Genomic DNA, 12,826 nt, shown 5'->3' with positions numbered 1-12,826 from the left:
CGCCCATGGACGCCAGACCCCCCGTCCCCGTCGCCGTACGGCGCCCCACCGGGAGGCCCCCGGGCTCCCGCGGTCGCCGGATCGAACCCTGGATCTACCTGGTACCCGCCGCGCTGGTGCTGGGTGTCATGCTGGTCTACCCGCTCTACCAGCTGGTGCTGGTGTCGTTCTTCGACTACCGCCAACCGCAGGTCACCGGTGCCGAGCCGCTGGAGTTCGTCGGCTGGGCCAACTACCGCGCGCTCCTGTCCGACCCCCAGTTCTGGGAGGTGCTGCGCAACACGGTGGGCTTCGCCGCCGCCTGCGTGGCCGGCACCCTCGCCGTGGGCGGTGCGCTCGCGGTCCTGGCCACCCGCCTGACCCCCTGGGTGCGCACACTGCTGTTCCTGGCCGCGCTGGGCGCCTGGGCGACCCCCGCCGTCACTGGCAGCGCGGTGTGGCTGCACCTGTTCGACCCCACTCTGGGGCCGGTGAACCAGGCCCTGACCTGGTTGGGCGTCGGAGACTTCACCGGGCACTCCTGGACCTACGACAAGTGGTCCGCCTTCGCACTGGTCGGCGCGCAGGTGGTGTGGTGCTCGTTCCCGTTCGTCATGGTCACCCTCTACGCCGGGATCAGGGCCATCCCCGAGGAGGTCGTGGAGGCCGCCCGGCTGGACGGCGCCTCCACGTCCCGGATCGCGTGGTCGGTGATGCTGCCGATGCTGCGCCCGGCGGTGACCATCGTGACCATCCAGTCGATCATCTGGGACTTCAAGATCTTCACCCAGATCTACGTCATGACCGGGGGCGGCGGGATCGCCGGCCAGAACCTGGTCCTCAACGTGTACGCGTACCAGAAGGCGTTCGCCTCCGGGCAGTACGGCCTGGGGTCGGCGATCGGCGTGATCACCACCCTGCTCCTGCTGCTGATCACCCTCGTGTACCTGCGCGCGCTGCGCCGCCAAGGGGAGGTACTGTGACGCTCCGCAGACTCAGGAACGACGCCGCCGGACTGCTCGTGGCCCTCGTCGTGGCACTGCCCCTGTACTGGATGCTGCTGTCGGCGCTCAAGCCCCGCGCCGCCCTGGAGGCGGGCGACCCCGCCCCCTACACGCTCGAACCCACCCTGGAGTCGTTCCGCCGGGTCCTGCTCATCGACGGGTTCGGGCAGTACCTGCTCAACAGCGTGCTGGTGGCGGTCGTGGTCGTCACCGTCTCCACCCTGTGCGCGTTCCTGGCGGCCGTGGCGCTCACCCGTTACCGCTTCCGGCTGCGCACGACCCTGCTGGTGATGGTGCTGACCGCCCAGATGGTGCCGGTGGAGGCCCTGACCATCCCGCTGTTCTTCCTCATGCGCGCCCTGGGGTACGGCATCCCCGGGATCGGACTGAACCAGCTGGGTTCGCTCATGCTCGTGCACACGGCGTTCGCGATCCCCCTGGCCGTGTGGATGCTGCGCAGCTTCGTCGCGGCGGTCCCCAAGGAACTGGAGGAGGCGGCCTGGCTGGACGGCGCGGGGAGTCTGACGTTCGTCACCCGCGTGCTGTTCCCCCTGGTCGCCCCCGGTGTGGTGGCGTGCAGTATCTTCTCGTTCATCATGACGTGGAACGACTTCCTGTTCGCCCGCACCTTCATCATCTCCGCGCAGGAGAACCAGACGCTGCCCATCGCCCTGCTGTCCCTGTTCAAGCCGGACGAGAACGACTGGGGCGGGATCATGGCGGGCTCGGTCCTGATGACGCTGCCGGTGCTGGTGTTCTTCCTGTTCGTGCAGCATCGGCTGGCCAACGGTCTGGGAGGGGCGGTCAAGGGGTGAGTTCGCCGTCCGGCCCCCGGCGCAACTCCTCGGCGTCGCTGCGCCGCGCCCTGGCGGTGGTGGAGCTGGTGCGCTCCACCCCGCCCGAGCACGGCGGTGCCACCCTCACCGAGCTCGCGGAGGGGCTCGGAGTGAACAAGAGCACCGTCCTGCGCCTGTCCGCGCCGCTGGTGGAGTACGGCCTGCTCACGCGCGACCCCCGTTCGGGGCGGTTCCGGGTGGGCGGTGCCGCACTGCTGTTGTGGCAGTCCTACCTGGACCACATGGACCTGCGGTCGGTCGCCTCCGAGCACCTGCGCGGCCTGATGCGCCGGACCGGGCACACCTGCCACCTGGTGCTGTTGGACGGGCACGACGTCGTGTACGTGGACAAGGTCGAGAACACGGCGACGGTGCGGATGTCCTCGCGGATCGGTGCGCGGATGCCGGCCTACCGGACGGCCGTGGGCCGGGCGATCCTGGCGTTCGGTCCGGACGACCTCGTGGCGGACGTGGTGGCGGCGGGACTTCCCGCCGTCACGGCCCGGACGGTGACCGACCCCGGGGTGTTGGCCGAGGAGCTGCGGCGGGTACGCGAGCGCGGGTACGCGATCGACGACCGCGAGAACGAGCCCGAGGTGCGCTGCGTGGCCGCGCCGATCTTCGACCACAACCGGGACCCGGTGGCGGCGATCAGTGTGTCGTCACTGGTCAGCCAGATGCCGGTGGCGCGGGTGCGCGGACTGGGGCCGGAGGTCGCCGCGGTGGCCGCGCGGGTGTCGGCCCAGCTGGGCGGGCGTGTCGTGGACACCGCCGCCGGAGGGCGCGGGGTTCCGTAGGCCCCCGGGCCCCCGGTGCGGGGGGTCACGGCGCGTGACCAGCGCTTCCGCGATCATCCGGAAGCTCCGGAGAGTTTTCCTCCGGTCACCCGTTGCCACGGGATTTCAATGGTGTTAACTTTCCAGGAAGCGAAGCATGGGAGCGCTCCCGCGAACGCGAGGACGCCCCCGCTCGCCGTCCGGACAGCGCCACGACCGACTGGTGCGCGACCGGACCCGAGGGGTCCACCCCGGCCGGGTCCGCACGCCGCGTCGCCCTCCCGGCCCCCTTCGGGACCGTGCGACGCCCCCGCAAGCTCACCCTCCTTGGCACCCCCCTACGCGAGGAAACGACGATGAGCAGATCCCCTTCCCCCGCACACCCGACCCCGCCGCGGCGCGCACTCGCCGTGGCCTCCGCCCTCCTGCTGGGCGCGACCACCGCACTGACCGCCGCCCCCGCCACCGCGGCCGACGACGGAGCGTCCGCCGCCAACGAGCGGGTGGACAACCCCTACGTCGGCGCGGACGTCTACGTGAACCCGATCTGGTCCGCCAACGCCGCGGCCGAACCCGGTGGTGAGGCCGTCGCGGACGAGCCCACCGGTATCTGGCTGGACCGCATCAGCGCCATCGAGGGCAACGACAGCCCCACCACCGGTGACATGGGCCTGCGCGACCACCTCGACGAGGCCGTCGAGCAGGCCGCCGGAGAACCGCTGGTCTTCCAGCTGGTCGTCTACAACCTGCCCGGGCGCGACTGCGCCGCTCTGGCCTCCAACGGCGAGCTCGGGCCCGAGGAGATCGACCGCTACGAGTCGGAGTACATCGACCCGATCGCGGACATCCTGCGCGACTACGAGGACACCTCCCTGCGGATCGTCACGACGATCGAACTCGACTCGCTGCCCAATCTGATTACCAATGTGTCCCCCCGCAACACCGCCACCCCCGAGTGCGACGTCATGCTGGCCAACGGCAACTACGTCAACGGCGTCGGCTACGCGCTCGCCCAGCTCGGCGCGATCGGCAACGTCTACAACTACGTGGACGCCGGCCACCACGGCTGGATCGGCTGGGAGGACAACTTCGCGCCCTCCGCGGCCCTGTTCCACGAGGCCGCCAACGCCAACGGGGCCACCCCCGACGACGTGCACGGATTCATCGCCAACACCGCCAACTACTCGGCCCTGAAGGAGGAGCACTTCGCGATCGGGCAGACCATCAACGGGACCCCGGTGCGCCAGTCCAGCTGGGTGGACTGGAACAACTACGTCGACGAGCTCTCCTTCGCCCAGGCCCTGCGCTCCGAGCTGGTCTCCCAGGGGTTCGACCCGGGCATCGGGATGCTCATCGACACCTCCCGCAACGGCTGGGGCGGCGCCGACCGGCCCACCAGTGCCGGGCCCACCACCGACGTGAACGCCTACGTCGACGGCGGCCGCTTCGACCGCCGCATCCAGTACGGGAACTGGTGCAACCAGGCCGGAGCCGGGTTGGGTGAGCGGCCCACCACCGCTCCCGAACCGGGCATCGACGCGTACGTGTGGATGAAGCCCCCGGGTGAGTCCGACGGCTCCAGCGCCGAGATTCCCAACGACGAGGGCAAGGGGTTCGACCGCATGTGCGACCCCACCTATGAGGGCAACCCCCGCAACAACCACAACATGAGCGGCGCCCTGCCCGACGCCCCCGTCTCCGGCCACTGGTTCTCCGCACAGTTCCAGGAGCTGCTGGCCAACGCGTACCCGCCCGTCCAGTAGGAGGCCCTCCCCGGATCGGGCGCCCGCCGCCGTCCCCCGGCGGCGGGCGCCCGGAAGGGCCACCCCTCCCGAACGGAGCCCTCGTGAAGCAACGCCTGACACTCGCCCTCGCCACGACCCTCGCACTCCTGGCCGCGCCGTTCGCGCACGCGATCCCCGCCCACGCCGACACCGGGTTCCGGGTCAGCGACGGGCGCCTCGTCGACGCGGCGGGCAACGACTTCGTCATCCGCGGGGTCAGCCACCCGCACACCTGGTTCACCCACGAGACCGGAGCCCTGGCCGACATCGGGTCGTTGGGCGCCAACACCGTCCGCGTGGTCCTCAGCAGCGGCGACCGCTGGCAGGAGAACGACGTCGCGGACGTCGCGGCGGTCGTCGCCGACTGCAAGGAGAACCGACTCATCTGCATGTTGGAGGTGCACGACACCACCGGCTACGGGGAGGACTCCGAGGCCGCGACGCTGGACCAGGCCGTCGACTACTGGTTGCGCATCCAGGACGCGGTCGCGGGGGAGGAGGACCACGTCCTGGTCAACATCGCCAACGAACCCTTCGGCAACGACGAGGCGACCAACGCGTCCTGGGCCTCCGCGACCTCGGAGGCGATTCGGCGCCTGCGCTCGGCGGGCTTCGACCACACGTTGGTCGTGGACGCCCCGAACTGGGGTCAGGACTGGACGCACACCATGCGCGACGGCGCACAGGGCGTCTTCGACGCCGATCCCCACGCCAACACCGTGTTCTCCATCCACATGTACGGCGTCTACGAACAGGAGTCGGTGATCGTCGACTACCTGGAGTACTTCACCGACCGCGGTCTTCCCCTCATCGTCGGTGAGTTCGGCTTCGACCACAGTGACGGCGATCCCGACGAGGACGCCATCATGCGCCACACCGAGCGACTCGGCCTCGGGTACGTCGGCTGGTCGTGGAGCGGAAACAGCGGCGAGGTCGCCTACCTGGACATGGTCGAGGACTTCGACGTCGACTCCCTGACCCCCTGGGGAGACCGGATCTTCCACGGTCCCGACGGCATCGTCGAGACCTCGGTACGGGCTCCCGTCTACGGAGCGGAGCAGCCCGGCCCACGAGTACGCACGTAAGACCCCCGGCCGCGCGCCGTGCGCGGCCGGGTTCCCCCAACGCACACACGAGGAGTGACCTCATGCGGTCACGTCAGACCATCGCCGCCCTGGCGCTCGGAGGCCTGGCCGTCGGCTACGCCGTCGTCGCCGCGCCCGAACCCGCCGAGGCCCACGGGGCCTTCACCTATCCCGCCTCCCGCACCTACGCCTGTTTCCAGGACGCCACCGGCGGAAGCTCCGGGGGCGCCCTCCAGCCCGTCAACGCCGCCTGCGCCGACGCCCTCTCCGAAGGCGGCGACTACGCCTTCTGGAACTGGTTCGGCAACCTGATCAGTGACTCCGACGGTCGGCACCGGGAGTTCGTCGCGGACGGGGAGCTGTGCGGGCCCACCGAGCAGTTCGCCGCCTTCAACGCGGCCCGCACCGACTGGCCGTCCACCCAGTTGCAGCCGAACACGACCGTGGAGTTCCACCACAACGCGTGGGCGCCCCACCCGGGTACCTTCTTCACCTATGTCACGGTGGACGGCTGGAACCCGAACTCGCCCCTGACCTGGGATGACTTGGAACTGATCGACGAGGTCGTCGACCCCCCGCTGCGCAGCGGGGGTGAGGCGGGCGCCGAGTACTACTGGGACGTGGACCTCCCCGACCGGGAGGGGCGCCACCTCGTCTACTCGGTCTGGGAGCGTTCCGACAGCCCCGAGGCCTTCTACAACTGCTCCGACGTGGTCTTCGGCGACGACCCGGGAACCGAACCCGGGCCCGGCCCGGAACCGACGGACCCCGAGCCGACCGACCCGCCCGCCCCCGAGCCGACCGACCCGCCCGGCCCCGACCCGACGGACCCGCCCGCGAAGGAGTACTGCACGGCGGAGTACAGGGTCACCGACGCCTGGAGCGACGGCTTCCAGGCGGAGGTCGAGGTCACCGCTGGAGAGGACGGCGTGACCGGATGGATGGTGGACTGGGTGTTCGCCAACAGGCAGGAGATCAGCAACGTCTGGAACGCCTCGCTCGTGAACCACGGCGCGCACTTCGAGGCCTCCAACGCGGCCCACAACGGAACGCTCGCCGCGGGTGACTCCACCACCTTCGGGTTCACCGCGACCTTCGAGGGCGCCAACATCGTGCCCGGAGTGGAGTGCCAGCGACCCTGATCGCTGACGCGTCGGGCCGGTCCTGGGGCATGACGGCCCGGGACCGGCCCACCCCGTTCCTAACGCTGTTAGGTAGCCTGGGACGATGGACTCCGCGCGCATCTACCAGAACTGCCAGGACCGCCTCCTCGACCTGGCCCCCACCCTCGACCGGGACCAGCTCGCCACCGTTGTCCCCGCCTGCCCGGACTGGACCGTCCAGCAGGTGTACGCCCACCTCGCGGGGCTCGGCGCCGACGTGCTGAGCGGAAACGCCACCCCTCCGGTCGGTGACGAGGTGACGGCCCGCCAGGTCGCGGACCGCGCCCACCTGGACATCGGCGCCATCACCGACCAGTGGCGCGCGAGCGCCCCCGCCCTGCTGGAGCTGCTGCGGACCCGGACGCGCAGGCGCTACGCGCTGCTGGCCCTGGACCTGTGGCATCACGAGAACGACCTGCGGGGCGCCCTGGGTCTGGCCGCGCGGACCGAGGACGCCGACCAGCTCGCGGACTTCCCGTTGGGCGGGCTGGCGAAGGTCTGGTCGGCCGACCGGCCCGCCGTGCGGGTGGTCGCCACCGACACCGGACAGGAGTGGACCCTCGGAGAGGACCCCGGGCTCACCCTGCGCGGCACCGCCTACGAGCTGGCCAGGGCGGTGACCGGACGGCGCGGTGTGCGCCAGATCCTGGCCATGGACTGGACCGGTGGCGACCCCGCGAGCGTCGCCCCGCTCCTGCCCACCCTCCCCGCACCCGAGGCCGACCTCACGGTCTGACCGGCCTCCGGCTCAGGGCGTGTAGGGGACGCGGTTGACGGCCCGCACCTCTCCCAGGGTGGACCACTCGTTGCGTCCAAGCCGCGCCATCGGACGCAGCAGGGTGGCCTCGGGAAGGCCGTCCACCACGACGGACGCGTCCACGGCCACCGTCTGGACCCGGCCGAACACCACCGTGGAGTCACCCAGGCGCAGGGTCGAGTGCAGGGCGCACTCCAGCGCGACCGGCGACGCGGCCACCCGGGGAGGGAGTACCGTCGTGCTCGCCTCCCGCTCGATGCCCAGCTCGTCGAACTCGCTCAGGTGTGGCGGGTACTCCGTCGCGGTCGCGTTGACCTGGTCCTGGAGCGGTTCGGTGGCCAGGTTGACCACGAACTCGCCGGTGGCCTCCACGTTGCGCAGGGAGTCCTTGCGGCCCACCGAGGTGAACTGCACGATCGGCGGTTCGGTGCAGGAGATGGTGAAGAAGGAGTGCGGCGCCAGGTTGTCCACGCCGGACTCGGAGGTGGTGGAGACCCACGCGATCGGGCGCGGGAGGATCACCGACGACATCAGCTTGTAGAAGTCCCGGCCGGGCAGGGCGGCGGGGGTGTGTTCGGTACGCATCACCGACGAGTATCCCGTGTGCCGGGGGTGGGGGCGGGCATACCCACCGGATGGAACTGGTCACCGCCGACGACGTCCGCGCCGCCGCCTCCCGGATTCGGGGCCACGTGGTGCGCACGCCCCTCACCGCGGGGCCCCACGGGACGGACCTCCTCCTCAAGCCGGAGAGCCTCCAACCCACCGGTGCCTTCAAACTGCGCGGCGCCACCAACGCCGTCGCCCAGCTCACCCCGGTCCAGCGCGAACGCGGTGTGGTCACGCACTCCTCGGGTAACCACGGCCTCGCGCTGGCCCTGGCGGCCGCCCGTCAGGGGGTGCCCTGCGCCGTCGTGGTGCCGGAGGGCGCACCGGCGGTCAAGGTGGAGCGGATTCGCTCCTACGGCGCGCGTGTGGTGACCGTGCCGCCCGCCGAGCGCCTCACCGCCGCCACCGAGCTGCGCGACCGTGAACTCCGCGTGCTGATCCCGCCCTTCGACGACCCCCGGGTGATCGCCGGTCAGGGCACCGTGGGACTGGAGATCCTCGAACAGTCACCCGAGGCCACCACCATCGTCGTGCCGGTGGGCGGAGGCGGACTGGCCTCCGGCGTGGCCACGGCGGTGCGGGCCGCCCACCCCCGGGTGCGGGTGGTGGGAGTGGAGCCCGAGCTGGCGGCCGACGCCGCCGAGAGCCTGCGCGAGGGGCGCCTCGTCTCCTGGGAACCGGAGCGCACCCACCGGACCATGGCCGACGGGGTGCGCGTCTGCCTGTCCGAACGCACCTTCGCGCACCTCTCGGCACGGTTGGACGGGATCGTCACGGTCTCGGAGGAGGAGATCGCCCGGGCCGTGTCCGCGCTCGCGCACGGGGCTCGGCTGGTCGCCGAGCCCAGCGGCGCGCTGGCCACGGCGGCGGTCCTGGCGGGGAAGGTGGAGACCGTGACGGGTCGGCCCGAGGCCACGGTCGCCGTGGTCTCGGGCGGCAACGTCGACCCGGCCCTGTTCACGCGGTTGACCCGGGTGGACTGAACCCGGGGCCGACGGTCCGTGCGCACCGGTCACGGTGATCCCGGGAGGCGGCCGGTCAGCCGTCGGTGGACTGCCGGTCGGCGGCGGCGCGGTCCTCGCGTCGGCGCATGGCCATGTCGGACACGATGGCCAGGCCGAAGGCGATCACCATCGCCACGATGACCGCCAGCGTGGTCAGGGCGGTGCCGAACGAGGTGGGGTCGATCATGGGGAGCTCCGGGGGTCGAGGGCGCCAACGCTCGTGCGTCCGACATGCCGGGCATGTCGGCGCCTCCAACCGTAATAGGTGTTAACTTTCAGACCCAGTGTAAGCCCGAGTGAACTGCGTCATATCCGAGCTCGGGAGGTCCCGGTTGGGGAACGGCGATCGAGGGCACGTTCCGGGTCATGTCGGACGCCGAACGCACCCACGACGGCCGCTACGTCGTCGTCCGGGGCCGGAGGTGGCGGGCCAGCGACCCCGAACTCCCGGAGTCGGTCCGCCAGCGCCTGGTCGACCACCTGATGGCGGCCCGCCGAGACGTGGCCTCGGCCCTGCGCGCCGGGGACGCCGAGGCCGAGTCGCGGGCCCGGGCGAACGTGGCGCGTGCCAAGGAGGGCCTGGGGGAGAGGGGAACGCCCTGGTGGGAGATGACCCTCGACGATCGCCGACTCCGCTGGGAGCGGAACCTGCGAGACCTCGACCCCGACACCCGCCCCGACTGACCGGTGCCACCTGTGCTCTGGGAGGCCTCGAACACCGCGCCCTCCCGAGTGTCGGGAGGGCGCGCCGTCGCTCTCCCTCAGCCTCGGGGCATGGGCGGGGCCGTGCCCGGGCACGTGTCGGCGACCGCCTCGCGGGACGCGAAGAACTCCACCGCGGCCTCGGCACAGGGCAGGCGCGACAGTGTGCCGTGGCCGTCGTCCTCCACGCTCAGCACTCGGCCGCCGACGACGTCCCGCATGTCCAGGGCCCAGCGGTGGGGCGTCACCATCTCGCGCGTGTGGCCCACCAGCTGGAGCGGGCTCTGACCCCGCTCCAGCTCCGGTGCGCGTCCGGAGGTGGGCCACCCCGCGCACATGTGCGCGTAGAAGCCCGTGGTGCCCATGGCGGGCAGGCGCTCGGCCCGCTCGGCCCGGTCCCGCCACACACGGTCGAAGTCACGAGGGCTCTCGGAGTCGTTGCACAACAGCGCCACCTGGGAGAAGAACGTGGCGCCGTCGGTCTCGGCGTCCCACCCGAAGCCCTCGGCGCGCGGCTGCCCCGGATCGGGGACGCCCCCGTCCAGCAGGGTCACCAGGGCGGCCGCGTTGTCGGGCCACTCGCGCTCGGGCGTGGGCAGCAGCGCCGTCACGAAGTCCCCGTCCACCACGGTCCCGTCGGGGCCGGTGCGCGGCTCCTCCGCCAGTGCGTCGCGCAGTTCCAGCATCCGGGCACGCACCGGCTCACCCTCCGTGCCGAGTCCGTAGACCGCGTCGTGCTCGGCCACCCAGTCGGTGAACCGGTGGAACACCTCCTCGCCCGCCTCCGCCTGGCCCTCCTCCAGCCGGGACACACTGGTGTCGGGAGAGACCACCGAGTCCAGGAGCATGGCCTCGACCCGGTCGTCGTACAGGGAACGGTAGGTCGCGCCGAGCAGGGAGCCCCACGAGACCCCGTAGAAGCCGATGGTCTCCGCGCCCAGCGCCCTCCGGACCAGCTCCATGTCGCGGGCCACGTTCTCCACGGTCAGGGACTCGACCAGCTCGGGGTCGGCCGCGTGGCACTCCTCGTTCATCCGGGCGTACTCCCCGGCGAGGGCGCGGGCCCGTTCCTCCGCGTCCGGGCCGGGGCCGGGGTCGGGCGCGGTGAACTCGAACCCGCACTCCGGGGCCCCGCTGTACCCGACACCGCGCGGATCGAATCCGACCAGGTCGTGACGTGCCCCGAGGTCTCGCAGCCCAGTGCCGAGGACGTGGCCGGGCATGGTCACCCCCTGGTGCCCGGGCCCTCCGGGGTTGAACAGCACCGGGTAGTCGTTGTTCTCGGAGGCGGGCACCCGGCTGACGGCGAGTTCGAGGCCGCGTCCGTCGGGGTCGTCGTGGTCCAGGGGCACGGTCACCGTCGCGCACAGGGTGCGCTCGTCGCCCGCGTCCCAACCCTCGGCGACCTCCGCGCAGAGCCGCCAGTCCGGTTCCGGGTCGGGCTCGGCCGCGGCCGGTACGGCCCCCGCCGTGAGCAGGAGTCCGGACAGGGCGATCAGCGCGGCTCCGCGCGTCAGGGGCATGGGGGTCTCCGCTCGTGGGGGTGGGGGTCGAGGGGCGCGGCCGTGGGGACGGTTGCGCGCGGGCCCTCGCGTCGCCGTCATGCTACGTTCGGTCACCCTCCCGGGGCGTGCGCCTCACGGAGGATTCCCGGGGTCTCGGAAGTACCGGGTGGAGGCCGTGCCGCCGTCTCCTTGGTCGGCTCCGGCACCCACTTTCGTGGGGGGCGCGTGCGAAGGGACACCGTCCCGCGGTCCGGACACGGGGGCGGGCGTCCTACACTCAGCCCCCATGCGCACCCGGATGCCTCACCCCAGCCGCTGCCTCGCCCGATGGCGCGGCCTGGACCCCCTCACCCGGCGCGAATGGCGCTGGACCGTCGCCGACTGGCTGTACGCCCTGGGGACCGTGCTCCTGACCCTCCAGTTGCAGATCCAGTCCATGGACGGCTGGGGTCTGGCGGGTGCCTGGACCGGAGAGCTCTTCGAGGCCGAATCCGCACGGTACGGGCCCGAACTCCCGGGTCTGCTGTACTACGGGCTCCCCGTGCTGGGTGTGACGGCGACCATGCTGGTACGGCGCGCCCAGCCCCTGTGGCTGCTGGGATCGGCGCTCGTGTTGCTCCTGGGGTTCGGCAACGTCGTGCCGGTGCTGGTGGCGGTCTACTCCCACGCCGTCCACGCCCGGGGACCCCTCTCGCCGGTGGCGTGGTCCCTGGCCTACGCCGTCGGGATCGCGCTGGCCTTCCGGGAGGCGGTCGACATCGCCCTCATGGGAGCGATGGCCGTTCTGCTGCTCCTGGCCCTGGGGCTGTACGTGGGTACCCGTCGCGAGCTGGTGCACGGGCTCAGGGAGCGGGCCGAACGGCTCGACCGCGAGCGGCACCTGCTCGCGGAGCGCGCGGTGAGCGCCGAACGCAACCGCATCGCCCGCGAGATGCACGACGTCGTCGCCCACCGGGTCAGCCTCATCGTCCTGCACGCCGGAGGGCTGGAGGTCTCCACCAGCGACCCCAGGGCCCTGGAGACCGCCGGGCTCATCAGGGGAACGGGACGCCAGGCCCTGGGGGAGCTGCGTGACATCCTCGGCGTACTGCGCGAACACCCCTCCGGACCCGCGCCCGCGCGGCCGCGGCCGCAGCCCACCCTGGCGGGAGTACCGGAACTGCTCGACGAGTGGCGCGAGGCGGGGATGAGCGTCGAACTCCGCGACGGGCTCACCGGGGCGGACGACCTCCCGCTCGCCGTCCAGCGCGCCGCCTTCCAGGTGGTGAAGGAGGGCGTCACTAACGCCGCCAAGCACGCCGCCGGAGCCGACGTGACCGTCACGCTCCGGCTGGGCGCGGGCCGCCTGACCGTGGAGGTCGCCAACGCCGAACCGCCGAGCGACCTCGTGCCCCCGCCGACGAGCGGGTACGGGTTGTCCGGACTGCGGGAGCGGGTGGACGAGCTGGAGGGACGGCTCACCTCCGAGGAGACCGCCGACGGCGGCTGGCGGCTGAGCGCCGAACTGCCCGCGGCCGTGGACGCGGAACCCGAACCCGTCTGAGGCGGTGACGCGTGCCGGGCCCGGCACGCGACGGGACCGCGAAGGGGCCCGGGGCGCCGCGCGCCGCCGAGCCCCGATG

General features: G+C 72.0%; 13 protein-coding genes. 10 read left to right on the top strand and 3 right to left on the bottom strand.

Annotation, left to right across the window (positions count from 1 at the left end; translation table 11 throughout):
• Window positions 1-5 precede the first annotated feature (5 nt).
• The 7 genes from ABZ635_RS12075 (at window position 6) to ABZ635_RS12045 (ending at window position 7,363) form a co-directional block, all read left to right on the top strand.
• Entirely contained in the window at window positions 6-962 is a 957-nt protein-coding gene (locus ABZ635_RS12075; RefSeq protein ID WP_357762947.1) for a sugar ABC transporter permease, read from the top strand.
• Window positions 959-1,798 (top strand): carbohydrate ABC transporter permease, encoded by an 840-nt coding sequence (locus ABZ635_RS12070; protein WP_357762944.1) that lies wholly within the window; start codon window positions 959-961, stop codon window positions 1,796-1,798. Before ABZ635_RS12075 ends, ABZ635_RS12070 begins: the two co-directional genes overlap by 4 nt.
• On the top strand, window positions 1,795-2,616 hold the full coding sequence (locus ABZ635_RS12065) for an IclR family transcriptional regulator (protein WP_357762941.1): 822 nt from the start codon (window positions 1,795-1,797) through the stop codon (window positions 2,614-2,616). Before ABZ635_RS12070 ends, ABZ635_RS12065 begins: the two co-directional genes overlap by 4 nt.
• Before the next feature lie 335 nt (window positions 2,617-2,951).
• On the top strand, window positions 2,952-4,358 hold the full coding sequence (locus ABZ635_RS12060; RefSeq protein WP_357762938.1) for a glycoside hydrolase family 6 protein: 1,407 nt from the start codon (window positions 2,952-2,954) through the stop codon (window positions 4,356-4,358).
• 83 nt (window positions 4,359-4,441) lie between these two features.
• Window positions 4,442-5,464 carry a glycoside hydrolase family 5 protein gene (locus tag ABZ635_RS12055; protein WP_357762935.1) on the top strand — a complete coding sequence of 341 codons (1,023 nt, stop codon included), beginning with the start codon at window positions 4,442-4,444 and terminating at the stop codon, window positions 5,462-5,464.
• A 62-nt stretch (window positions 5,465-5,526) separates the two neighbouring features.
• Window positions 5,527-6,606 (top strand): lytic polysaccharide monooxygenase, encoded by a 1,080-nt coding sequence (locus ABZ635_RS12050; RefSeq protein ID WP_357762932.1) that lies wholly within the window; start codon window positions 5,527-5,529, stop codon window positions 6,604-6,606.
• A gap of 85 nt (window positions 6,607-6,691) precedes the next feature.
• A complete protein-coding gene (locus tag ABZ635_RS12045; protein WP_357762929.1) occupies window positions 6,692-7,363 on the top strand; it encodes a maleylpyruvate isomerase family mycothiol-dependent enzyme in 672 nt (223 codons plus the stop codon).
• Between the two features lie 12 nt (window positions 7,364-7,375).
• Here ABZ635_RS12045 and ABZ635_RS12040 read toward each other — a convergent pair whose 3' ends face one another.
• Window positions 7,376-7,969, bottom strand: coding sequence for a flavin reductase family protein (locus tag ABZ635_RS12040; RefSeq protein ID WP_357762926.1), 594 nt, complete (start codon window positions 7,967-7,969; stop codon window positions 7,376-7,378).
• 50 nt (window positions 7,970-8,019) lie between these two features.
• Here ABZ635_RS12040 and ABZ635_RS12035 point away from each other — a divergent pair, with 50 nt between their 5' ends.
• The gene (locus ABZ635_RS12035; RefSeq protein WP_357762923.1) at window positions 8,020-8,976 is read left to right on the top strand and encodes a threonine/serine dehydratase; all 957 of its coding nucleotides are present in this window, start codon (window positions 8,020-8,022) and stop codon (window positions 8,974-8,976) included.
• A gap of 55 nt (window positions 8,977-9,031) precedes the next feature.
• On the opposite strand, the gene ABZ635_RS12030 is transcribed toward ABZ635_RS12035, so the two are convergent.
• Window positions 9,032-9,184 carry a hypothetical protein gene (locus ABZ635_RS12030; protein ID WP_357762920.1) on the bottom strand — a complete coding sequence of 51 codons (153 nt, stop codon included), beginning with the start codon at window positions 9,182-9,184 and terminating at the stop codon, window positions 9,032-9,034.
• Window positions 9,185-9,363: 179 nt separating this feature from the next.
• Between ABZ635_RS12030 and ABZ635_RS12025 the strand changes: the two genes are divergently transcribed.
• Window positions 9,364-9,681, top strand: coding sequence for a hypothetical protein (locus tag ABZ635_RS12025; protein ID WP_357762917.1), 318 nt, complete (start codon window positions 9,364-9,366; stop codon window positions 9,679-9,681).
• 77 nt (window positions 9,682-9,758) lie between these two features.
• Here the strand turns inward: ABZ635_RS12025 and ABZ635_RS12020 are convergent, their stop codons facing one another.
• Window positions 9,759-11,222: an alpha/beta fold hydrolase gene (locus ABZ635_RS12020; RefSeq protein ID WP_357762914.1), complete on the bottom strand. Its 1,464-nt coding sequence runs from the start codon at window positions 11,220-11,222 to the stop codon at window positions 9,759-9,761.
• 268 nt (window positions 11,223-11,490) lie between these two features.
• Here ABZ635_RS12020 and ABZ635_RS12015 point away from each other — a divergent pair, with 268 nt between their 5' ends.
• Complete coding sequence (locus ABZ635_RS12015; protein ID WP_357762911.1) at window positions 11,491-12,747, top strand: histidine kinase; 1,257 nt, start codon at window positions 11,491-11,493, stop codon at window positions 12,745-12,747.
• Window positions 12,748-12,826: the final 79 nt, after the last annotated feature.

The organism is Nocardiopsis sp. NPDC007018, from assembly GCF_040635075.1.
Lineage (GTDB): Bacteria > Actinomycetota > Actinomycetes > Streptosporangiales > Streptosporangiaceae > Nocardiopsis.
The sequence above is the reverse complement of the archived record's forward strand: the minus strand, read 5'-3'. Positions and strand labels throughout refer to the sequence as shown.